Below are 22,548 nucleotides of genomic sequence, written 5' to 3' on the forward strand. Positions count from 1 at the left end.
ATGCGTTTTCCCCGTTGCTGCAGCACGGCTTCAGCGACCGGCATCTCCTCCGATCGATCCCCTGAAGCGCCGGTTCCACCTCCCCAGGTGTGACCGGCGCGCACATGTAGACAAAAACTGTGCGCTCAATGGGCTATCGGCAATCGCGGCGTTTTCTTTATGCCGCGTTGCGGTGTTTGCAGGTCGGATGGCGGGCCACGTGGAGGCATCTGTGTGCAGCGCGCACCGCAAACAAAAAGCCCCGGCATCGCTGCCGGGGCTCGTGTGTTGCGGGACGCTGGCGCGGGAGGCGGTCAGGCCGCCTGCTGCACCCGCAGCGAACGGACCAGGCCACCGATGTCCACGATCAGGGCGACGCGGCCGTCGCCGAGGATGGTGGCACCGGAGATGCCGCTGATGCGCCGGTAGTTGTTCTCGATGTTCTTGACCACCACCTGCTGCTGGCCGATCAGCTCGTCCACTTCCAGCGCCAGCTTCTGCCCGTCGGCCTCGACCACGACCACCAGCGGTTCTTCGCTCTGCTCGATGCGGCCGAAGCCGTAGGAGTCGCTGAGCGAGAGGATCGGCAGGTATTCGCCGCGCACGCGCAGCACGCGGCCTTCGCCGGCCATGGTGCGGATGTCGTCGGCCTTGGGCTGCAGTGCCTCGATGACGTAGGCCAGCGGCAGGATCAGGGTCTCGCCGGCGACCGCCACGGTCATGCCGTCGAGGATCGCCAGGGTCAGCGGCAGGCGGATCAGCACGCGGGTGCCGCGGCCGGATTCGCTTTCCAGCTGCACTTCGCCGCCCAGGCCCTGGATGTTGCGGCGGACCACGTCCATGCCGACGCCACGGCCGGACAGGTCGGTGACCGCGTCGGCGGTGGAGAAGCCGGGGGCGAATATCAGGTCCCAGACCTGCGCATCGCTCGGGTTGTCCGGCACGGCGATGCCGCGTTCGGCGGCCTTGGCCAGGATGCGGTTGCGGTTGAGGCCGGCGCCGTCGTCGCTGACTTCGATGACGATGTGGCCGCCCTGGTGCGAAGCCGCCAGGGTGATGGTGCCGGTCTCGTCCTTGCCGGCGGCGCGGCGCGCCTCCGGCAGTTCCAGGCCGTGGTCGATCGAGTTGCGCACCAGGTGCACCAGCGGATCGGCGATCTTCTCGATCAGGCCCTTGTCCAGTTCGGTACCCTCGCCAATCGTGCGCAGGCGCACCTGCTTGCCGAGGCGGGTGGACAGGTCGCGGACCAGGCGCGGGAAGCGACGGAACACCGCGTCCACCGGCAGCATGCGCACGCCGATCACCGCTTCCTGCAGGTCGCGGGTGTTGCGTTCGAGCAGGTCCAGGCCGGCGAACAGGCGCTCGGCCACCGCCTGGTCCAGGCCAGTGGAGACCTGCTTGAGCATGGCCTGGGTGATGACCAGTTCGCCGACCAGGTTGATCAGCGCGTCGACCTTGTCGACGCTGACGCGGATCGAGCTTTCCGCTTCGTGCGCGGCCGCGGCATTGCCGGCCGGCGCATTCGCGGCCACGGCGGCGGCCGGGGCGGCGGTGGCGGCGGTCGGCGGTGCGGTCAGCACCGGCGCCGGCGCGGTGGCCAGGCTCGGCGGCGGCACCGGGCGGATTTCCAGTTCGCAGTCGTCGATGACCCAGGCGAAGGTGTCTTCGATCACGCTGCGCGGGATCTTGCCGACCAGGCCCAGGTCCCAGGCCAGATAGGCCTCGAGCGGATCGAGTTCGGCGAAGCCGGGCAGGCGCGTGCTGCGGCAGGCGACCTGCAGCGGACCGAGGTGTTCGAGTTCGCGGATGATGCGCAGCGGGTCGTTGCCACTCATGAACAGCGACGGCGCCGGAGTGAAGCCGATCTGCCAGGCTTCCGGCTCGGCCGGCTGGTTCGCCGCCGGGGTGGCGACGGTGGGCGCGGCCGGGCCGCCGTTCAACGCGTGCTGCAGGCGCTCGTGCACGGCCTTGACCGCGGCCGGATCGGCGGGGACGCCGTGTTCGGCTTCGCGCAGCAGGGCGCGCAGCACGTCCACCGAACCGAGGATGGCGTCGATCGCGTGCGCTTCGACTTCGCGCTTGCCGGCGCGCAGCTCGTCGAGCAGCGTCTCCAGCACGTGGGTGAGGCCGGCCATCGCCTCGAAACCGAAGGTGGCGGCGCCGCCCTTGATCGAGTGCGCGGCGCGGAACACCGAGTTGATGGTCTCGGGGTCGCGATTGCCTTCTTCCAGCGACAGCAATCCGGCTTCCATCGCGTCCAGCCCTTCGCGGCTTTCCTCGAAGAAGGTGGCGTGGAAACGTTGCAGGTCCATGCTCATGGGGCGGGAATCCGGAAAAGGAGGGGAGGGATCAGCCCAGGACTTTCTGGACGGTGGCGATCAGCTGTTCGGGATTGAACGGCTTGACCAGCCAGCCGGTCGCACCGGCCGCCTTGCCCTCGGACTTCTTCTCCGCCGCCGACTCGGTGGTCAGCATCAGCATCGGGGTGAACTTGTAGTCCGGCAGCTGCCGCAGTTCGCGGATCAGGGTGATGCCGTCCATGTTCGGCATGTTGACGTCGGTGACCACCGCGTTGAAGCGCTGGCCCTTGGCGCGGCCCAGCGCGACCGCGCCGTCTTCGGCTTCTTCGACGGCAAAGCCGGCCGAGGTGAGGGCGAAGGAGACCATCTGGCGCATCGACGCCGAATCGTCCACTACCAAGATACGTGCGCTCATGCCGCGTTCTCCACAGATTTCAGATTGTCAGGGGTTGCAGGAAGGCCCAGCGATTCGCTGACCCCTAGCAGGCGTGCCGCGTCGCGAAAGGTGGCGTTGCAGGCCTCGAATTCGGTGCGCTTGCCGTCCTTGCGACGGGCATCGACGAATGCGCACAGCACCTGTACGGATGCGGTATGGATGCGGCGGACCTCGCCGGCGTCCAGCCGCAGCACGTCGTCCGACGCAAGGAACGCGGTCAGGCGTTGTTTCAGGTCGGCGCTGGTCTCGATACCGAGATCTTCGCCAAGGGGGACTGTGCTCATCATTGCTCCGCACCAATGGTTCTATGGCAGATAACGGCCGTGGCCTGAAAAGCTTTAGCGGCGGTTGGAAAAGTGCGGCACCGTTCCCAGTTGCCGCGCACCGCCACCGGTCAGTGCAGCAGTTGCTCGGCGTCGAGCAGGATCATCGGCTGTTGCGCCAGCCGCGCCACGCCGCGGAACAGATGGTTGGAAATGCGGCAGATGCGGGCGTTGTCCGGCGGCTCGATCTGCTGGTCGCTGAGGCTGGCCACGTCTTCCACCGCCGACACGCGCAGGCCCAGGGTCTCGCCGTTCTCTTCCAGCACCACCACCCGGGTCTGCATGTCCATCTCGATCGGGGCCGCGCCCAGGTGCACGCCGAGGTCGAGCACCGGCACCACCTGGCCGCGCAGGTTCATGATGCCGAGCATGGCCGGCGGCGTGCCGCGCAGCGCCAGCAGCGGCACCGGCAGCACCACTTCCTGCACCTTCAGCAGTTCCAGCGCGTAGGCCTGCTCGCCGCAGCGCAGGCGCAGCCAGCGGGTGCGGCGCTCGGCCAGGCGTTCGGGGGCGATGGCCGAGCCATGCGGCACGGCCGGTGCCATGAAGGCCTGCAGGTTCGGCGGCAGCTTGGCGCCGGCGGCCTGGGCGCGGCTGGCTTCGGCGCGGCGTTCCGGCGGCACCGCCATCGGCGGACGCTGGACCGCGCGCGCGGCGGCGGCATCGTCTTCGGCGGCCAGATCGCGCGGCACGGCGGCACGCTGCCGCTCCATCGCCGCGACCGCGTCCAGGTCGGCCTGGCGCTCGGCCTGCTGGGCCGGCGTCAGCGCGGCGGGCGCCGGTGCTGCTTGCGACATGATGCCGGCCAGGGCCGGATCGGAATCGGCTTCGGCCAGGACCGCGGCCGCGATCTGTTCGGGCGTCGGACCGACCGGCGCGGGTGCGAGCGCCTGCTGCGACATGATGCCGGCCAGTGCCGGATCGGAATCGGCTTCGGCCAGGACCGCGGCGGCGATTTCTTCGGGCGTCGGACCGGCCGGCGCGGGTGCCAGCGCCTGCTGCGACATGATGCCGGCCAGGGCCGGATCGGAATCGGCTTCGGCCAGGACCGCGGCGGCGATGTCTTCGGGCGTCGGACCGGCGGGCGCGGGTGCGAGCGCCTGCTGCGACATGATGCCGGCCAGGGCCGGATCGGAATCGGCTTCAGCCAGGACCGCGGCAGCGATGTCTTCGGGCGTCGGACCAGCCGGCGCGGGTGCGAGCGCCTGCTGCGACATGATGCCGGCCAGGGCCGGATCGGAGTCGGCTTCGGCCAGGACCGCCGCGGCGATTTGTTCGGGTGTCGGACCAGCCGGCGCGGGTGCCAGCGCCTGCTGCGACATGATGCCGGCCAGTGCCGGATCGGAATCGGCTTCGGCTAGGACCGCGGCCGCGATCTGCTCCGGGGTCGGGCCGGTTGCGGCGGGCGCCGTCGTCCCGGCTTCCGCCTCCAAGTCGGCAACTGCCACTGCGACCGGCGCGGGCGGCGGCGCCTTCTGTTCCTCGGCGATCACGTCGTGGAGCAGGCCTTCCAGATAATCGTCGATGATCCCGGGGGCGCTCATGCGGCTTGCTCCATCGGCGTGGCGTCGCTGGCGATCAGCCATTCCAGCGCGCGGCGGTAGGCGGCCAGGCCGCGGCCCGGGTAGTCGCCCGGCACGCCGGCCACCGTCAGCGCCTTGACGTTGCAGATCTTGGTGTCGACCGGGATCGCGTCTTCCCAGACCCGCTCGCCGTAGCTGTCCTGCATCTGCCGCAGGGTCTCGTTACCGGCGCGGGTGCGCTTGTCGAACAGGGTCGGCAGGATCGAGGCGGGCAGCGGCCGGCGCCGCGAGCGCTCGACCATGTCCACGGTGCGGACCATGCTGGCCAGGCCATGCAGGGCCAGCGGTTCGGCCTGGGTCGGGATGATCACGCGGTCGGCCGCGGCCAGCGCGTTGATCATCAGCAGGCCCAGGGTCGGCGGGCAGTCGAGCAGGATGTAGTCGTGCTGGCCGGCGTGGCGGGCCATGGCCTGCTGCAGCGCCAGGCCCAGGCCGGGCTGGTTGGCGCTGCGCCGTTCCAGCGTGGCCAGCGCGGTCTGCCCGCAGACGAAGCTCAGGCGCTCGACCGCGGTGTCGCGGGCCAGCGCGGCGAGTTCGCCCGGCGGGGTCGCGAACAGGTCGAGCACGCCCGGCGGCTGCGGTTCCTGCGGCACGTCGAAGGCCCGGGTCAGCGAGGCGTGCGGATCGAGATCGAGCATCAGCACGCGGTGCCCGAGCATGGCCAGCCCACGGCCCAGGGCCAGCGTGGTGGTGGTCTTGCCCACGCCACCTTTCTGGTTGGCGATCGCCCAGATGCGCATCAGTTGACTCCTTCAATGGCAGGTACTGCGCGGGGGCCGCCGGCGTTGCCGGGGGCCGCCGCGGCGGGGGGTGTCGGGGTGGCCGGCGCGGCGCCGGCGCTCAAGCGGTCGGAGGCCGACGGCGTCGCATCGCCGCTGTCGCCGGAGTCGGCCAGGATCACCAGCACCACGCGGCGGTTGGCGTTGCGGCCGGCCGGCGTGTCGTTACTGGCGCGCGGGCGGAACTGGCCATAGCCGATCATCGACAGCCGCGAGGGCTGCAGGCCCTGGTCGGCGAACAGGTGGACCACGCTGGCCGCGCGCGCCGCCGACAGTTCCCAGTTCGAGGGGAACTGCGCGGTGGCGATCGGGGTGTTGTCGGTGTAGCCCTCCACGCGCACCCCGTTGGGCACGCCGGCCAGCACCTGCGCCAGTTCGGACAGGGTGGCGCGCGCGCTCTGGTCGAGCGCGGCCGAGCCGGAGCCGAACAGAATGTCGCTGTTGATCTCCACTTCGATCCACAGCCCGGCGCGGCGCACGGTGATCAGCTTCTTCTGGATCAGCGGCGCCAGCGCGGCGCCGAGGCGATCGGCGATGCTGTCGAGCTGGCGCTGCGCGCGGCGCAGCTGCTGCGCGTCGCGCAGGTCGTCGCCGCGCTGCGCGTTGCCCGAGGGCAGGCGGTTCGGATCGGGCAGGGTCAGCGCCGGGCTGGACTTGATCGGGGTCGGCCGCTCGCCGCCCTGGCCCTGCAGCGCCTGGTCGCCGACCTGCACCGGGCGCAGGGTCTTCGGGGTGCCGCCGAACGCGGCGCTCATCGCGTCGGCCATGACCCGGTACTTGGCTTCGTTGATCGTGGACAGCGCGTACATCACCACGAAGAAGGCGAGCAGCAACGTCATCAGGTCGGCATAGGGGATGGCCCATGCCTCGTGGTTGGCGTGCTCGTCGTGGGAGTGCTTGCGGGCCATTGGCAACTCAATGCAAGAATCCGGCCAGTTTCGATTCGATGTTGCGCGGGTTCTCGCCCTGGGCGATGGCGATCAACCCTTCGATGATCATTTCGCGCTCGCCGCAGCTGTGCTTGATCACGCTCTTGAGCTTGGCGGCCATCGGCAGGAACAGCAGGTTGGCCGAGGCGATGCCGTAGATGGTGGCGGTGAACGCGGCGGCGATGCCGTGGCCGAGCTTGCTCGGGTCGGCCAGGTTCTTCATCACCGCGATCAGGCCCAGCACCGCGCCGATGATGCCCAGGGTGGGCGCGTAGATGCCCATGCCCTCGAACACCTTGGCCGCGGCCAGGTCGCAATGTTCCTGGCCTTCCAGGTCGATCTCCAGCATGTGCCGGATCGCTTCCGGCTCCACGCCGTCCACCAGCATCTGCAGGCCCTTGCGCACGAACGGATCCTGCTGCTGCGGCACCTGGTTCTCCAGCCCGAGCAGGCCCTGGCGGCGCGCGATGTTGCTCCATTCCACGATCTGCTTGAGCAGCGCCTGGCGGTCGCTCGGCGGCGGCCACAGGATCCACTTGGCGATCTGGAACGCACGGCGGAATACGGAGGGCGGGGTGTGCACCAGGATCGCGGCGACGGTGCCGACGATCACGATCACGAACGCAGCCGGCGACCACAGCGCCGAAATGCCGGCGCCCTTGAGGATGCTGCCGCCGATGAGCGACAGAATCGCCAACAGCAGGCCGATGAGACTGAGCTTGTCCATGCAGGAGGTATCGGCCAGGGGGCTTGGGACTTGATGGGGGTGGGATTCGGGATTCGGGATTTGGGATTCGCAAGAGCGCGAGTGCGGCGGGTTGGTCGGTGTGTCGTAGGAGCGGCTTCAGCCGCGACGCGCTGACCTTGGCGCGTTGCCTATGCAAATCGTCCGAATCATGTCGTCAGGGGGCAGCACGCCGCGCGTGCTATCGCCAAGCACCGATTCCGGCTTCATGGCGTCGCGGCTGAAGCCGCTCCTACAGAGGGAACAGAGGCACACGGGAGCCGCTGTTGCGATTCCCCAATCCCGATTCCCGAATCCCAGCCTCACCGCGTCGCGGCTGAAGCCGCTCCTACGGCGGAATCAGGGGAAAACAAAGCGCCAGGGAACCCGCTCCTACGATTCCCCAATCCCCATTCCCCACTCCCAGCCGCTCAGGCCTTCAAGCCATCCACATCCAGGATCAGCGCCAGGCGGCCGTCGCCGATGAGGGTGGCGCCGGCGTAGCCGGGCAGGCCGCGCAGCGAGCGCGGCAGCGGTTTGATCACCACTTCCTCGCGGCCGCGGACCTGGTCCACGACCAGGCCCATGCGCGATTCGCCGGCCTGCAGCACCACCACGGTGAGCAGCGGCAGTTGCGGGGCATCGATGTTGAGCCACTGGCGCAGGTCCACCAGCGGCAGGGTGTGCGACTGCCGGTCGAGCACGGCGCGGCCGTCGAACCAGCCCAGCGAGCGGCGCGGGGCGTGCAGCACTTCCACCACGCGCGCCAGCGGCAGCGCGTAGACGGTGTCGCCGGCCTGCACCAGCAGGGTCGGCAGGATCGCCAGGGTCAGCGGCACGCGGATCAGGAAGCGGCTGCCACGGCCCAGTTCCGACTGGATCTGGATCTGCCCGCTGAGTTCGCGGATGCGCGACTGCACCACGTCCATGCCGACGCCGCGGCCGGAGATGTCGGTGACCTCGGACTTGGTCGAGAAGCCGGGCAGGAACACCAGGTGCAGGCATTCCTCGGTGCTCAGGCGGGCCGCGGCCTCGGGGTCGATCAGGCCCTTCTCGCGGGCCTTGGCGCGCAGCCGCTCCGGGTCGATGCCGGCGCCGTCGTCCTGCACCTCGATGCTGACGTAGTCGCCTTCCTGCTGCGCCGACAGGCGCACGTGGCCGCCGCGCGGCTTGCCGGTGGCCTCGCGCAGCGCCGGCGCTTCGATGCCGTGGTCGATCGCGTTGCGCACCAAGTGCACCAGCGGATCGGCCAGCGCTTCGACCAGGTTGCGGTCGAGCTCGGTGTCGGCGCCGATCAGTTCCAGCTCCACTTCCTTGTTGAGCGAGCGGGCGACGTCGCGCGCCACCTTGGGGAAGCGCGAGAACACCTTGCCGACCGGCTGCATGCGCGTGCGCATCACCGCCGACTGCAAGCGCGCGGTGGCGATGTCCAGACTGCTGACCGCGCGGTCCAGTTCCTCGTCGCGCAGGCGCACGCGCAAGGTCTTGAGGCGGTTGCGCGAGAGCACCAGTTCGCCGATCAGGTTGACGATCGCGTCCAGGCGCTTGGTGTCCACGCGCACGGTGTGTTCGGGCTCGGCGGCCTTGGCCGGGGCCGCCGCGGCCTTGGGTGCGGCGCTGGGCGCGCGCGGCGCCGGCTGCAGCGCCTGCGGCGTGGCCGTCGGCGGCGCATCGCCGTGCAACTGGTCCAGCAGCGCTTCGAATTCGTCGTCGCTGATCAGGTCTCCCGCGGCCGCGGCGGTGGCCGGGACGGCGGCGGGCGCCGGCGCGGCGCTCTTCGCGGGTGCCGGCGCCGGTGCGGCGTCGCCGTGCGCGTCGAACTGCGCGATCAGCTCCGGCGGCGCGCGCGGCGGTTCCTGCCCGCTGCCGAAGGCATCGAGCATCGACTGCAGGTAGTCCAGCGACTGCTGCGCGGCGTCGAAGTGCCGCGCCTGCAGGGTGGCCTGGCCGGCACGGGCCATGCCCAGAGTTTCCTCCGCCGCATGGCACAGCTCGACCATGGCGTTGATCGCCAGGAAGCCGGCGCCGCCCTTGAGCGTGTGGAAGCCGCGGAACACGGCGTTGAGCTGGCCGCTGTCCTCGGGCGCCTGCTCCAGCGACACCAACTGCTCGCCGAGCCGGTCCAGGATCTCCTGGGCCTCGATGATGAAGTCGGCAGCGATGTCGTCGGGTACGGCGCTCATAGCGTTACAGTCCCAGGCCCGAGAGCAGGTCGTCGGCGTCGTTCTGCGATACGCCGTGGCGGTCCAGGCCGGGCAGGGCCGGACCGGCCAGGTTGCCGTCGGCCTTGCGTTCCTCCTTCGGCGGCAGACCCAGCGCGCCGAAGCCCTCGTGCACGCGACGCACGATGCCGGCCACGCGGCGGATGATCTGCCCGGTCAGGTCCTGGAAGCTCTGCGCCAGGGCCATTTCGGTGAGGTTGTGGCGGATCTTGTCGAGGATCTCGCCCTGGTTGCCGCTGAGGCCGCCGGCGGCGAGCTGGTCGGCCAGCGCACGGCATTCCTCGGCCAGGTCCAGGGTGCGGTGGCTGGCCTGTTCGGTCATTTCCACCACGTGGTCCAGGCGCGAGCAGGCGTCGTCCAGCTCGCCGGCCTCGCTGGGCACCACCGGCAGTTCGCCGAGCGCCTGCCCCAGATCGCGCGCGAGCCGGCTCAGGCCCTGCATCATCGGCCGCGTGCGCCAGGCGGCGAGGGTGTCGATCTCCCTGCGCCAGCCGGCCTCGTCGCCGTTTTCCAGCGCGTCCAGCGCGCCTTGCAGGCGTTCGATCAGGGCGGTACGTTCGGCGGTGGCTTCCATTTAGGCGGTCGCTCCCAGGCGTTCGAAGATCTTGCCCAGCTTCTCCTGCAGCGTCTGCGCGGTGAACGGCTTGATGATGTAGCCGTTCACGCCGCACTGCGCGGCCTCGATGATCTGCTCGCGCTTGGCCTCGGCGGTGACCATCAGCACCGGCAGGTGCTTGAGCTTGTCGTCGGCGCGGATGTTGCGCAGCAGATCGATGCCGGTCATGCCCGGCATGTTCCAGTCGGTGACCACGAACTCGAACGGCGCCGAGCGCAGCGCGGCCAGGGCGCTGTTGCCGTCTTCGGCCTCGGCGGTATTGGTGAAGCCCAGATCGCCGAGCAGATTCTTGACGATGCGTCGCATCGTCGAGAAATCGTCCACGATCAAAATCCGCATGTTCTTGTTCACCACTGACTCCTAAGGGTTCCTATTCTTCGTCTTCCAGACCGGCATCGGCGACCTCGAACGCCTTCAGGCGTCCGCGCAACCGTACCGTGGCCTGGCCATGGATCTGACACACGCGCGACTCGCTGACCCCGAGCACCGCGCCGATTTCCTTGAGGTTCAATTCCTGCTCGTAGTACAGCGACAGCACCAACTGCTCGCGTTCGGGCAACTGCGCGATGGCCTTGCCCAGCTCGCGGCCGAATTCGCTGCGCTCGAGCATCTGCTGCGGATTGGGTCCGCCCTTGGCGATGGTATCCAGTTCGCCATGGTCCTCGATGCGCGACTCCAGGCTCAGCACCTGGCCGCGGGCGGCATCTTCCATCAAACGCAGGTATTCGGGAAGCGGCATGTCCATCGCCGCGGCCACTTCGTTGGCGGCGGCGGCGCGGCCGGTGCTCTGTTCGATCTTGCGGATCGCCGAGGCGGCGTCGCGGGCGCGGCGGTGCACCGAGCGCGGCACCCAGTCGCCGCGGCGGATCTCGTCGATCATCGCGCCACGGATGCGGATCGAGGCGTAGGTCTCGAACGAGGCGCCCTGTTCGGCGTCGTAGCTGCGCGAGGCCTCGATCAGGCCGATCATGCCGGCCTGGATCAGGTCGTCGATCTCGACGCTGGCCGGCAGCCGCGCCGCCAGGTGGTGGGCGATGCGCCGGACCAGGTCCGAGTGCTGGGCGATGTAGTCGTTGGCGCTGTTGCGCTGGACGGCGCGGTAGTGGGCGGCGGCGTTCATGCGGCCACCCCGCGCTGGATGATGCGTTCGACGAAGAACTCGACGTTGCCGCGCGGGGCGGTCGGGGCCTGCCAGCGTGCGGTGCGCCGGGCGATCTCGGAGATCGCCTGCGCCGACGGGCTGGACGGGTAGGCCTTGACCACCGGCTGCTGGCGCTGCACCGACAGGCGCAGCCAGTCGTCCTGCGGCACGCAGCCCAGGTAGTTCAGCGACACGTCGCCGAGGAACTTCTCGCAGACCCGGCTGAGCTTGTCGTACAGCAGGCGGCCTTCGTTGAGGTCGCGGACCATGTTGGCGACGATCTGCACCCGGTCCACGCCGCGCTCGCGCGAGAGGACCTTGATCAGGGCGTAGGCGTCGGTGATCGAGGCCGGCTCGTCGCAGACCACCACCACCGCGTCCTGCGCGGCCTGGCAGAAGGTCAGCACGCTATCGGTGATGCCGGCGGCGGTGTCGACGATCATCACGTCCAGCTCGCGCTGCAGCTCGGAGAACACGTTGACCAGGCCGACGTGCTGGGCCGGCGGCAGCTCGGCCATGTAGCGGCGGCCGGAGGCGGCGGGCACCACCATCAGCCCGTTGGGCATGTCGATCAGCACCTCTTCCAGGGTGCAGCGCCCGGCGACCAGGTCGGCCACGGTGAACTTGGGGGTCAGCCCCAGCAGCACGTCGACGTTGGCCAGGCCCAGGTCGGCGTCCAGCAGCAGGGTGCGCTTGCCCATGTCTGCCAGCGCCATGGACAGGTTGACCGAGATGTTGGTCTTGCCCACGCCGCCCTTGCCGCCGGTCACGGCGATCGTGCGCACCGGACCCAGCGGTTCGCTGCGCGTCGCCGACAGGGGGAAGGCATTGGTCAGATTGACGTAGTCACGCGACGGCATGGGTCTGCTCCGGAGTACAGGGCTTATCGGCAGCGCGCCGCAAATCTTCAAGGCGCAATACCAGGCTGGCGGCGTTGGCGCGGTGCAGGTCGTCCGGCACGCGCTGTCCATCGGTCACCCAGGTGATGGGGAGGCGGTGGTCCACGACCACCGACAAGGCACTGCCGAACCGCCCGGTCTCGTCCAACTTGGTCATGATGACCCCCTGTGGGTCGGCGCCGGCGAACCGGCGCACCACCTCGTCCAGGTCGGAGAAATGGGCGTTGGCGGGGAGTACCAGCAAGGACCGGACCACACGCGAGGCGCGCAGCCAGTGCAGCTGGGCGGCCAGGGCGCGGTCGCGCTGGCCCATGCCGGCGGTGTCGATCAGCACCAGCTTGTAGTCGGCCAGGCGCTCCAGCAACTGCTGCAGCGCGGCGTCGCTGTCGGCCTCGTGCACGGCGATGCCGAGCTGGCGGCCGTAGCTGTGCAGCTGTTCGCGGCCGCCGACGCGGATGGTGTCGGTGGTGACCAGGGCCACGTCGCGGGCGGCATGGCGCTCCAGGAAGCGCGATGCCAGCTTGGCGATGGTGGTGGTCTTGCCGGCGCCGGTCGGGCCGATCAGGGCGATCACGCCGCCTTCCTCGAGCGGATCCAGCGCGGCGATCGGCAGGCGCTTGGACAGCAGGCCCAGCATCAGCCCGCGGCCGCGGTGCAACTCCAGGTCGGCGGGGATCTGCATGACCACGTCGCGGGTGATGCCGCTGTCGAAGCCATAGTCGTCCATCAGCTCCAGCGCCTGGGCGCGGACCGGCGAGCCGCGCAGGCGCTCGTCGGTGAGGCGGTTCATCTCGCGCTCGATCATCTGCCGCATCAGCGACAGTTCGTCGCGCAGCTGCGTCAATTGTTCGTCGTTCTGCGGGGCGGGGAAGGTCGGCACCGCCGCCAGCGCCGCGGCCGCCGGGATTCCGGCAGCGGCCGGCGCATCGGCCTTGGCCACGCTCGGCGCGGCCGGGGCCGGGCTCGCCACCGGGGTCAGCGCCACCGCGGGCACGTCGTCGCGCCAGGCCGGCACGGCCTCGGCGGCCGGCGCCGGCGTGGCGGCGGCGGCGAACGGACTGGGCATGGGCACGCTGATCGGGGCGTTGCGGAACACGTCCTCGGGGATGCTGAACTCGGCGCGGCCCGGTGCCGGCGCTGCGGCCTTCGCCGGCGCGGTCTGGCGCGCGGCGGCGGCCGGCGCGGCCGTGGCGGGCATGGCCGAGGCGGCCAGCGCCGCCGGCTGGGTCAGCGGCCGTGCCGGGGAAGCGGTCGGGGCGGCCGGCGTGGCACCGCCGCGGCGCTCGCTGATCGCGGCCATCATTGCCATCGCCGGGCTGGCGGCGGCGTCGCCGCGTGCGGCACGCGGGGCCGCAGCGGCCGGCGCCTGGCTCGCCGCGGCGGCGCGCGGCGCCTCGTCCGGGCGCACCGCATCCAGCGCCCGCTGCACCAGGGCCTCGTCGTAGTTGCTGGCGGCGACGATCTCGATGCCCTCGTCGGTGCGCCGGTTGGACAGGATCACCGCATCCGGCCCGTGCTCGTCGCGCACCATCCGGAAGGCGGTGCGCATGTCGGGGGCGACAAAGCGTTTGATCTTCATGGGTGCGTGCCGGGATTCGGGAATGGGGAGTGGGGATTGGTCGCGGAGGCTGCCATGGCATGGCTGCTGTCCGGTCGCCTTGCTCTGGTTGTGTTCGTTCGTGTCATTGCTGTCTCTCTCCGCGCGCCGGGCCCGCTGTTGCGACGCCCGAATCCCAAATCACCAATCCCCGCCCATCAACTGATCGTGCCCACCAGCTTCAGCCGCTTGTCCTCCGGCACTTCGCTGTAGGACAGGACCGACAGCGCGGGGACGCTGTGGCGGACCAGGCGGGCGAGGGCGGCGCGGACCTGCGCCGGCACCAGCACCACCGCCGGTTCGTTGCGCGCCTCCTGCTTGCTCACGCAGTCCGCCAGACTTTGGTGCAAGCGTTCGGCCAGTCCGGGTTCCAGCGCCGCGCCGTTGCCCTGGGTAGAGTCCTGCAAGACGCGTTCCAATTGCGGGGCCAGGGTGAACACCGGCAGTTCCGGGGCCATGCCGGCGATCTCCTGGACGATGAACCGGCCCAGGGCGTTGCGCACGGCGGCGGTGAGCGCGCCGGGTTCCTGACTCTGCGGGGCGTGCTCGACCAGGGCCTCGACGATCTTGCGCAGCTGCCGCACCGGGATCTTCTCGATGAGCAGGTTCTGCAGCACCCGCACCACCACCGACAGCGGCAGCGCCTTGGGGGTGAGGTCCTCGACCAGCTTGGGCGCGCTCTTGGCCAGGGTCGCCAGCAACTGCTGCACTTCCTCGTGGCCGAGCAGTTCCGGGGCATGCTCGCGGATCAGGTGCGACAGATGCGTGGCGATCACCGTGGCCGGGTCGACCACGGTATAGCCCATGGTCTCGGCCTGGGCGCGCAGGTGCGGCTGGATCCAGATCGCATCCAGGCCGAACGCCGGGTCCTTGCCGGGAATGCCGTCGATCTTGCCGAGCGCGCCGCCCGGGTCCAGTGCCAGTTCGCGGTCCGGGTGGATGTCGGCGGTGGCCACCGGCACGCCGTGCACCAGCAGGCGGTAGGCGTTGGCCGGCAGTTCCAGGTTGTCGCGGATGTGCACCGGCGGCACCAGGAAACCGATGTCCTGGGTCAGCTTGCGGCGCACGCCCTTGATCCGCGCCATCAGCTCGCCACCCTGGGTCTTGTCCACCAGCGGGATCAGCCGGTAGCCGACCTCCAGGCCCAGCGGGTCGATCGGGCGCAGTTCGTCCCAGCCCAGTTCGGCATTGGCCTGGGCGGCGGCCGCGGCCTGCGGCGCCGCCTCGGCCGCGGCCGGCGGCGGCAGCAGGCTGCGCTTCCACATCTTCCAGGCCAGCAGGCCCAGGATCAGCGCCAGCGTCAAGAAAGCGACGTTGGGCATGCCCGGGATCAGGCCGACCAGGCCCAGGATCGCCGCGGCCACCGCCAGCGCCTTATGCTGGCCGAACACCTGGCCCATCATCGACGCGCCCATGTCCTGCGAGCGCGAGGCGCGGGTGACCAGCATCGCCACCGCCGAGGACACCAGCAGCGCCGGCAGCTGTGCGACCAGGCCGTCGCCGATCGACAGCAGGGTATAGGTGGAGGCGGCCTGCGCCACCGGCATGCCGTGCTGCAGGACGCCGACCGCCATGCCGCCGATCAGGTTGATGAACAGGATCAGGATGCCGGCGATGGCGTCGCCGCGGATGAACTTGCTGGCACCGTCCATCGAGCCGTAGAAGTCCGCTTCCTCGCGCACCTCCTCGCGGCGGGCCTTGGCTTCCTCGCGGGTCAGCAGGCCGGCGTTGAGGTCGGCGTCGATCGCCATCTGCTTGCCGGGCATGGCGTCGAGGATGAAGCGCGCGGTCACTTCCGACACGCGCCCGGCGCCCTTGGTGATGACCACGAAGTTGATGATGGTCAGGATCGCGAACACCACGATGCCGACCGCATAGTTGCCGCCGATCACGAATTCGCCAAACGCCTCGATCACCTTGCCGGCGGCGCCGTGGCCGCCCTGGCCGTTGATCAGGATGACGCGGGTAGAGGCCACGTTCAGCGCCAGGCGCAGCATCGTGGTCATCAGCAGCACGATCGGGAAGATGCTGAACTCCAGCGGCCGCTTCACGTACACCACCGCCAGCAGCACCATCAGCGAGATGGCGATGTTGAAGGTGAACAGGGCGTCCAGCACCGGCGCGGCCAGCGGCACCACCACCATCGCCAGCATCAGCAACACGATCACCGGGGCGCCGAGCCCGTGCTTGATCATGTCCATGACTTTGCGCGTGTTCATCTGCGCGGCAGGCTGACTCATGGCTGGCTCCCCGGGGCGAATTCATCCACTTCCAGCGGCGGCAACGGCGGCATCGGCCCGCTGCGCCAGGCGCGCAGCGTGTAGACGTACGAGAGGACCTGCGCCACCGCGGAATACAGTCTCACGGGAATTTCCTTGCCGAGTTGGCCTTCCCTATACAAGGCGCGTGCCAAAGGCGGCGCCGAGATCACCGCCACGCGGTGCTGCTCGCCGACCTCACGGATGCGGAAGGCGATCTCGTCCACGCCCTTGGCGACCACGGTGGGGGCGCGCATGCGCCCGCTCTCGTACTTCAGCGCCACCGCATAGTGGGTGGGGTTGACCACCACCACGTCGGCCTTGGGCACGGCTTCCATCATCCGCCGCTGCGACATCTGCATCTGCATCTGGCGGATGCGGCCCTTCACCTCGGGGCTGCCGTCGCTTTCCTTCATTTCCCGGCGCACTTCCTCGCGGGTCATCTTCAATTTGCGGATGTAATTCCACTTTTGATAGGGCGCGTCGATTGCCGCCAGCAGCGCCAGCGCGCCGGCGGTGTACAGCAGCAGCTTCAGCGTGAAGCCCAGGCCGTGGCCGATGGCCTGCTCCAGCGGCTGCAGCAGCAGGCCGCGCAGGAAGTCGGTACTTCCCCACAGGCACAGCATCGCCGCGCCGCCGACGAAGCCCATGCGCAGGATCGACTTGAGCAGTTCGACGATGGTCTCGGCGCCGTACATGCGGCTCAGCCCGTTCATCGGGTTGAGCCGGTCGAACTTGGGCATCAGCGCCTGGCCGGAGAAGCGCAGGGTGCCCATCAGCACCGGCGCGGCGAAGCTGGCCGCCAGGCAGATGCCGACCAGCGGCAGCACCACCCAGAGCAGGTTCAGCAGCAAGTCGCCGAAATGGCCGAACATCGCCTGCGGATGCTCGCGCAGCGACAGGTCAGGGCGCAGCGCCTGTTTCAGCCAGGCCACGGCACCGGCGGCCATGGAGGTGGACAGCCCCATCAGGGCGAAGACGCCGGCGCTGAAGACCGCCGCGGTCGCCAGTTCGCGCGAATGCGGGATGTTGCCCTGTTCGCGGGCTTCGCGCAGACGTTTGTCTGTTGGCTGTTCTGTGCGCTCTGCGCCTTCTTCGCTCTCGGACATCGGGGGTGCGCTCGGCCAGGATCGACCCTGCGCACTGCAAGGACCGTGCCGGTCCCTGGCCCCGGTTCCGGGCGCTGCCGCCGCGCCTCTTGGCCGTGGCGGTGGCTAGGCGGGCTGCAGCTCGACCCGGTCGCGGCCCAGTCGCTTGGCCTGGTACAGCGCCGCGTCGGCGCGCGCCAGCAGGTGCTGCAGGTGTTCGCCGGGTCGATACCAGGCCACGCCGATCGAGGCGGTGATCGCCAACTGCCGCTCGCCGATGCGCAGCGGCTGCCCGGCGATGGTGGCGCGCAGGGCCTGCAGCCGCTCGCCGCAGCTCGGCGGCAAGCCCGGCAGCACGGCCAGCAGTTCCTCGCCGCCGTAGCGGCCGACCAGGTCGGCGTCGCGCAGGTTGGCGCCCAGGCGCCGCGCCACCTCGATCAGCACCGCGTCGCCCACCAGGTGGCCGTGTTCGTCGTTGATCCGCTTGAAGTGATCGAGGTCGATCATCGCCACTGCCAGCGGGGTCTGCTCGGCTTCGCTGCGGCGCATCTGCGCCGCCAGCGCCTCGAGGATGCCGGCGCGGTTGAGCAGACCGGTGAGGGCGTCGTGCGAGGCCTTCACCGCCAGCGCGGCGCGGGCGATCTCCAGTTCGCGCTTGTCGTGTTCCAGCTCCTCGGTGCGCCGCGCCACCAGTTCGGCCAGTTCGCGCTGGCGCTGGTGCAGGCGGCGCTCGCGCCAGTGCAGCAGCGCCACCGCCAGGCCGCCGCCGAGCACCAGGTACAGCGCGATCATCGGCTGGCTGCGCCACCACACCGGCGCCACCGAGAACGCCACCCGCAGTGGCGCCGAGGTGCTGCGCCGGTAGGCGTCCAGCAACTGCACCTCCAACACGTAGTGGCCCGGCGCCAGCGGCGGTTGCTCGAACTCGAAGTTGGGCGTGTGCAGCCAGCGGGTGTGCGCGCCCTCGAAGCGATAGCGGAAGCTGATGCGGTTGCGCTCGTCGTACAGGTCCGGCGAGCCGACCGCGATATGCAGCGGATCCTCGCTCCAGCGCAGGCGCGCGCCTGCGGCGATGGCGGCGCCGCCACGGCTGAACTCCTTGAGCGCAAGCCTTGGCGCCTGCGCCGGGAACAGCCGCGCCGGATCCAGCAGATGGGTGACGCCACGGCTGCTGCCCAGCCATACCGAGCCGTCGTGGTCTTCCAGGAAGGCCGATTCGGACATGTCGTTCCAGAGCAGCCCCTGCGCCTGCGTCAGCCGCGACCAGGCGCGTCCGTCGTAGACGTCCACGCCCTGGTTGTGGCTGATCCAGATCCATCCGTTGCGGGTGCGGCGCAGGCTGTACAGCTGCAGGCCGCTCAACTGCGCATCGGCCGGCTGCAGGTACAGGGTGTCGCCGTCGAGCCGCCCTTGCCAGGCCCCGGGGCCATACAGGCTGGCCCAGGCCTGGCCATCGTCCAGGACCAGCAGCTTGCTGAGCACGGGTTGCGCCGGCGCACCATCCACGACCAGCCGGATCGGCGTCCAGGTCTCGCCACGCAGTCGGAACACGCCGGTCATGCCCACTGCCAGCACGCTGCCGTCGCCACGCTGCTGGATGTCCGAATACTCGCCACCGGGCAGCGCCTGCACCTTCTGCGGCACCGCGTCGGCGTCGGCCGCCGCCAGCAGATACACCCCGCGGTTGCTGAGGATCCACACCCGGCCGCTCGCATCCACGAACAGCTGTTTGGCGATGCCGTCCAGCGGCGGGTAGGCGCGCAGCAGCCGGCCCTGCGCGTCGTAGCGGCGCAGCACGCCGACCGAGCCGATGCTCCACAGCGTGCCGTCCGCGGCGCGTTGCAGGCCGATCATCTGCGTGCCGTTGTCGCTGGGCCAGCGCTGGAAGCGGCCATTCTCGCGCAGGCGGTCGACGCCGCCCTCGTTACCGACCAGCAGGTCGCCGCGCTGGCTGCGCTGGATGCTCCAGGTCGGCGCGCGACTGATGCCCTGCGACACATCCCAGTTCTCGATCCAGCCGTAGCCGTTCCAGCGCAGCACGCCTTCGCCATCCATGCTCAGCCACAGGTCGCCGGCCTGGTCGAAGTGCATGGCGACGATGCTGCCCTCGGGCAGGCCGTTGCGACGGTCGAAGCTGCGCCAGCGCCCCTGTTCCCAACGCGCCAGGCCCTGGTTGGTACGCACCAGCACGCGGTGCTGCGGGTCCAGCAGGATCGGCGTGCGCCAGGTCACCAGGGTCGGTCCGTCCAGCCCGGGGGGTGTCAGCTCCTGGAAGCGCGTCGCGCCGGCCTGCAGCCGCATCACCTTGCGGCTGCCGACCACCCACAGGTTCCCGTCGCGGTCGCGGACCGCATTGCGCCAGAATTCGGGGGGCAGGCCCTGGGCCTGGTCGTAGCGGGTCGCGCGACCGTCGGCATCGATCCGGCACAAGGCCTTGGCGCAGCCCAGCCACAGCGTGTCGTCGACGACGAACAGGTCGTGGATGTCGGTCAGTTCCGGTTGCCGCGCCAGCGTCGCCGCATCGAACAGGGGCTGCAGCTCCCATCCCTTCGCATCGGCCTTGCGCACCGCGCGCAGCAGGCGGTTGTCGTCCAGCACCACCGTGCCCCAGTCCGGCGCGGCCAGGCGCGGGCGGTTGAGCGGGCGGTGCGAGGGCAGGCTGCCGTGCTCCAGCGGCATCCAGCCCGCCGGCGAGCCATCGTCGACGTAGATCGCATCGTAGGTGGCCACCCACAGTCGTCGCTGGGCGTCCTCGACGGCGTCGGAGATGTAATGGCCGCCGCGGCCCTGCAGCGGCACCTGCTGGAACTGGTTGCCGTTGAACGCGTACAGGCCGCTTTCGCTGCAGACCAGCAGGCTGCCGTCGCGACGCTGCAGCAGACAGGTGCCGGCCAGGCCGAGCAGGCCCTGGTCCTGCGCGTAGTGCCGCAACGGGATCACCTGGGCGTGTGTTGCCCCGCTGCAGGTCAGTGCCGACAGCAGCAGCCACAGCGGCCCCCACAGGCATCGACCCATGACCGTGCGCATGCGCCGCTCAGCCGCCGCTGCACCGCCGTGGGACACGGCGATGGCAGGCACGAGCGGGCGCTGGCGGGCGATGAGGCATGGCGTGCGGCGAGCGATGGAAGGAAGGACGGACCGCGGCGATCCTGCGGTATCCGGGACGGGCGGCGCTGCCGCCGCCCATCCTGGCGCGCCAACGGTAGCCTGCCGTCGGTATCGGCCGCGTCGCGGCGCAGCTTGAGCGCCGGCTAGGCGGTCAACGCGCGCGCGGCGTTGAAGGCGGCATCGAACAGCCGCTGCACCGGCGCCCCCATCTCACCGACCAGCACTGCGAGCAGCGCCAGACCCAGCACCACCGCCACCGGCAGGCCGAGCTGGATCGGGTTCAGCGACGGCGCCGCCTTGGCCAGTGCGCCGAAGGCCAGGTTCACCGCCATCATCGCCACCATGACCGGCAGTGCCAGGGTCACCGCCCCGCGCATGATGCTCATGAAGAAGTTCGGTGCCACCGAGGCCATGGCCTGCGCATCGGGTAGCGCGGTGCCGATCGGCAGCGCCTTGTAGCTGTCCACCAGCAGCGACACCACCGCCAGATGCCCGTTGGCGGTGAAGAACATCATGCCGAAAGCCAGGTAGAACCACTGGCCGATCACCGGCGAGTTGACCCCGCGCAGCGGATCGGCCATCTGCGCGAAGCCCAGGCCGGTGCTCTGCGAGACCAGTTCCCCGGCCATCGCCCCGGCCTCGAAGATCATCCGCAGCATGAAGCCCATGCTGGCCCCCACCGCCAGCTCCCGCGCCACGCTGAGCACTACTGCCGCATTGAACCCATCCCAGTCCGGCACCGGCGGCAGGATCGGCGCCAGCGCAATCGCCAGCGTCCCGGCCAGGATCACCCGCACCCGCCCCGGCACGGCCTTGCTCCCGACCATCGGCATCACCGTCAACATCGCCCCGATCCGCAGCATCGTCCACAGCACCGCCCCGATCATCGCGAACGCCCGCGACCCATCGACGACCATTTGCGTGGCGGCATCCATCAGCGCGAGATCCCGGCAGACATCACGAAGGAACGGCCAGCATCAACCGCCAGACGCGAGCGGTTTGTAGCCGAAGGCGGACCGACGAACACTCGAACGGCACCAGACACCGCACGACGGGTAGCGTGGCCAAAGATATAGCCGCCATGCCCGTAGCTATCGCTTTTGCCGTTGCCGTTGCCGTTGTTTTTGCTGTTGTTTTGCCCTTGATCCACCGGGTCCCCTCCGCAGCGGCGGAGCTGGCGGGCAAAACCCCCCGCAGGGGGGCGGCGCACAAGGATGTGCGCCGTTTTCGGCCGGGGCAGGATGCCCCGTCCGAAAATCCCGTCAGCGGAGCGGACCCGCGTAGCGGGCGCTGCGGCGGGGTGTGCTTTCTTTTGGTTACTTTTCTTTGCACAAGCAAAGAAAAGTGACTCGCCGCAAGGCGAAAGCTCTTGCTGTTGCTCTCCACATAAAGAAAAGCAGGCAGAGGCATCCACCACAAAGGAAGAAGGAGCAGTCAGGGAGGCAGACGCAGCCATCCCCGCTACCCAATCAAATGCGGAATACGCTGAAACAGCATCGTCGTGTACTCCACCAGATGCGCCAGCAACATACTCCCCGTCGCAAACAACATCGCCGTCAACGCCACCACCTTCGCGATGAACGCAATGGTCGGCTCATTGAGTTGCGTCGCCGCCTGGAACACACCGATCACCACACCCACCGCCAACATCGCCAGCAACAACGGCCCCGCCACCCACAACACCGTGATCAACCCGCCACGCAACTCCGTCAGCGCCAGTTCCGGACTCATGGCCTCAGACCCCGTTGAAACTGGCGGCCAGCGTGCCGACCGTCAGCACCCAGCCATCGACCAGCACGAACAGCAGAATCTTGAACGGCGCCGAGATCAGCATCGGCGACATCATCATCATGCCCATCGACATCAGCACACTGGCCACCACCAGATCGATGATCACGAACGGGATGAAGATCAGAAAGCCGATCTCAAACGCCGTCTTCAGCTCGCTGGTCACGAACGAGGCCACCAGCACCTGGAACGGCACCGCATCCGGGCCGCTGTAGGTGCCGTTGCCGGCCATGCCGGCGAAGGTCATCAGGTCGGTCTCGCGCACCTGCGCCAGCATAAACGCGCGCAGCGGCTGCGTGGTCAGCGTCCACGCCGTCTGGAAATCGATCTGGCCGTTGAGATACGGGCTCATGCCCTGGCCCCAGGCCTTTTCCCAGACCGGCATCATCACCAGCGCGGTCAGGAACAGCGCCAGGCCCATCAGCACCTGGTTGGACGGGGTCTGGCCGGTCCCCAGCGCCTGCCGCAGCAGGCCCAGCACGATGGTGATGCGGGTGAAGGCGGTCAGCACCAGCAGCAGCGACGGCAGCAGGGTGATGGCCGTCATCAGCAGCAGGGTCTGCAGCGGCAGGCTCACCGGCTGCGCGCCGATCTTGCCGACGTTGACCTCCGGCAGCGAGGGCAGGGTGGGCGCGGCGTTCTGCGGATTCTGCGCGGTCGGCGTAGCGGCGGGCGCCTGCGCGGCCTGCGCCCAGGCAAAGGCGGGCAGCAGGCTCAGCGTCAGCAGGATCAGCAGCAGGCGCAGCCGGCGGGCGTTGCGGTTCCAGAAAAACGGCAT

20 protein-coding genes are annotated in these 22,548 nt (G+C 69.6%); all 20 read right to left on the minus strand.

Annotation, left to right across the window (positions count from 1 at the left end; all coding sequences use genetic code 11):
• Positions 1-293: 293 nt before the first annotated feature.
• Complete coding sequence (locus PIQ37_RS05420) at positions 294-2,297, minus strand: chemotaxis protein CheA (RefSeq protein WP_342072682.1); 2,004 nt, start codon at positions 2,295-2,297, stop codon at positions 294-296.
• Positions 2,298-2,328: 31 nt separating this feature from the next.
• Complete coding sequence (locus PIQ37_RS05425) at positions 2,329-2,694, minus strand: response regulator (protein ID WP_010341778.1); 366 nt, start codon at positions 2,692-2,694, stop codon at positions 2,329-2,331.
• Positions 2,691-2,999: an STAS domain-containing protein gene (locus PIQ37_RS05430; protein WP_010341777.1), complete on the minus strand. Its 309-nt coding sequence runs from the start codon at positions 2,997-2,999 to the stop codon at positions 2,691-2,693. Before PIQ37_RS05430 ends, PIQ37_RS05425 begins: the two co-directional genes overlap by 4 nt.
• 110 nt (positions 3,000-3,109) lie before the next feature.
• The gene (locus PIQ37_RS05435) at positions 3,110-4,582 is read right to left on the minus strand and encodes a chemotaxis protein CheW (protein WP_342072683.1); all 1,473 of its coding nucleotides are present in this window, start codon (positions 4,580-4,582) and stop codon (positions 3,110-3,112) included.
• Entirely contained in the window at positions 4,579-5,361 is a 783-nt protein-coding gene (locus PIQ37_RS05440) for a ParA family protein (protein ID WP_017910758.1), read from the minus strand. The genes PIQ37_RS05435 and PIQ37_RS05440 overlap by 4 nt, the downstream gene beginning before the upstream one ends.
• A complete protein-coding gene (gene motD, locus PIQ37_RS05445) occupies positions 5,361-6,308 on the minus strand; it encodes a flagellar motor protein MotD (protein ID WP_407136503.1) in 948 nt (315 codons plus the stop codon). Before motD ends, PIQ37_RS05440 begins: the two co-directional genes overlap by 1 nt.
• 7 nt (positions 6,309-6,315) lie before the next feature.
• Positions 6,316-7,056 carry a flagellar motor protein gene (locus tag PIQ37_RS05450; RefSeq protein WP_010341770.1) on the minus strand — a complete coding sequence of 247 codons (741 nt, stop codon included), beginning with the start codon at positions 7,054-7,056 and terminating at the stop codon, positions 6,316-6,318.
• Between the two features lie 428 nt (positions 7,057-7,484).
• Positions 7,485-9,236 (minus strand): chemotaxis protein CheA, encoded by a 1,752-nt coding sequence (locus PIQ37_RS05455; RefSeq protein WP_342072685.1) that lies wholly within the window; start codon positions 9,234-9,236, stop codon positions 7,485-7,487.
• 4 nt (positions 9,237-9,240) lie between these two features.
• Complete coding sequence (locus PIQ37_RS05460; RefSeq protein ID WP_342072686.1) at positions 9,241-9,849, minus strand: protein phosphatase CheZ; 609 nt, start codon at positions 9,847-9,849, stop codon at positions 9,241-9,243.
• The gene (gene cheY, locus PIQ37_RS05465; RefSeq protein ID WP_010341542.1) at positions 9,850-10,242 is read right to left on the minus strand and encodes a chemotaxis response regulator CheY; all 393 of its coding nucleotides are present in this window, start codon (positions 10,240-10,242) and stop codon (positions 9,850-9,852) included. It abuts the gene before it with no gap.
• A gap of 19 nt (positions 10,243-10,261) precedes the next feature.
• The gene (locus tag PIQ37_RS05470; protein ID WP_017908923.1) at positions 10,262-11,011 is read right to left on the minus strand and encodes an RNA polymerase sigma factor FliA; all 750 of its coding nucleotides are present in this window, start codon (positions 11,009-11,011) and stop codon (positions 10,262-10,264) included.
• A complete protein-coding gene (locus PIQ37_RS05475) occupies positions 11,008-11,892 on the minus strand; it encodes a MinD/ParA family ATP-binding protein (RefSeq protein ID WP_010341540.1) in 885 nt (294 codons plus the stop codon). The genes PIQ37_RS05470 and PIQ37_RS05475 overlap by 4 nt, the downstream gene beginning before the upstream one ends.
• The gene (flhF, locus tag PIQ37_RS05480) at positions 11,879-13,510 is read right to left on the minus strand and encodes a flagellar biosynthesis protein FlhF (RefSeq protein ID WP_342072687.1); all 1,632 of its coding nucleotides are present in this window, start codon (positions 13,508-13,510) and stop codon (positions 11,879-11,881) included. Before flhF ends, PIQ37_RS05475 begins: the two co-directional genes overlap by 14 nt.
• Before the next feature lie 176 nt (positions 13,511-13,686).
• The gene (flhA, locus tag PIQ37_RS05485) at positions 13,687-15,747 is read right to left on the minus strand and encodes a flagellar biosynthesis protein FlhA (protein ID WP_026143395.1); all 2,061 of its coding nucleotides are present in this window, start codon (positions 15,745-15,747) and stop codon (positions 13,687-13,689) included.
• A gap of 17 nt (positions 15,748-15,764) precedes the next feature.
• Positions 15,765-16,895 carry a flagellar biosynthesis protein FlhB gene (gene flhB / locus PIQ37_RS05490; RefSeq protein ID WP_152236972.1) on the minus strand — a complete coding sequence of 377 codons (1,131 nt, stop codon included), beginning with the start codon at positions 16,893-16,895 and terminating at the stop codon, positions 15,765-15,767.
• 105 nt (positions 16,896-17,000) lie between these two features.
• Positions 17,001-19,901 carry a diguanylate cyclase gene (locus PIQ37_RS05495; protein ID WP_342072688.1) on the minus strand — a complete coding sequence of 967 codons (2,901 nt, stop codon included), beginning with the start codon at positions 19,899-19,901 and terminating at the stop codon, positions 17,001-17,003.
• Between the two features lie 224 nt (positions 19,902-20,125).
• Entirely contained in the window at positions 20,126-20,917 is a 792-nt protein-coding gene (gene fliR / locus PIQ37_RS05500; protein ID WP_017909008.1) for a flagellar biosynthetic protein FliR, read from the minus strand.
• Positions 20,917-21,132 carry a hypothetical protein gene (locus PIQ37_RS05505; protein WP_342072689.1) on the minus strand — a complete coding sequence of 72 codons (216 nt, stop codon included), beginning with the start codon at positions 21,130-21,132 and terminating at the stop codon, positions 20,917-20,919. The genes fliR and PIQ37_RS05505 overlap by 1 nt, the downstream gene beginning before the upstream one ends.
• Before the next feature lie 311 nt (positions 21,133-21,443).
• Positions 21,444-21,713 (minus strand): flagellar biosynthetic protein FliQ, encoded by a 270-nt coding sequence (locus PIQ37_RS05510; protein ID WP_010343869.1) that lies wholly within the window; start codon positions 21,711-21,713, stop codon positions 21,444-21,446.
• Between the two features lie 4 nt (positions 21,714-21,717).
• Entirely contained in the window at positions 21,718-22,548 is an 831-nt protein-coding gene (gene fliP, locus PIQ37_RS05515; protein WP_026144375.1) for a flagellar type III secretion system pore protein FliP, read from the minus strand.

The sequence above is a fragment of the Xanthomonas protegens genome (assembly GCF_038442435.1).
In the GTDB taxonomy this organism is placed as follows: Bacteria; Pseudomonadota; Gammaproteobacteria; order Xanthomonadales; family Xanthomonadaceae; genus Xanthomonas_A; species Xanthomonas_A sontii.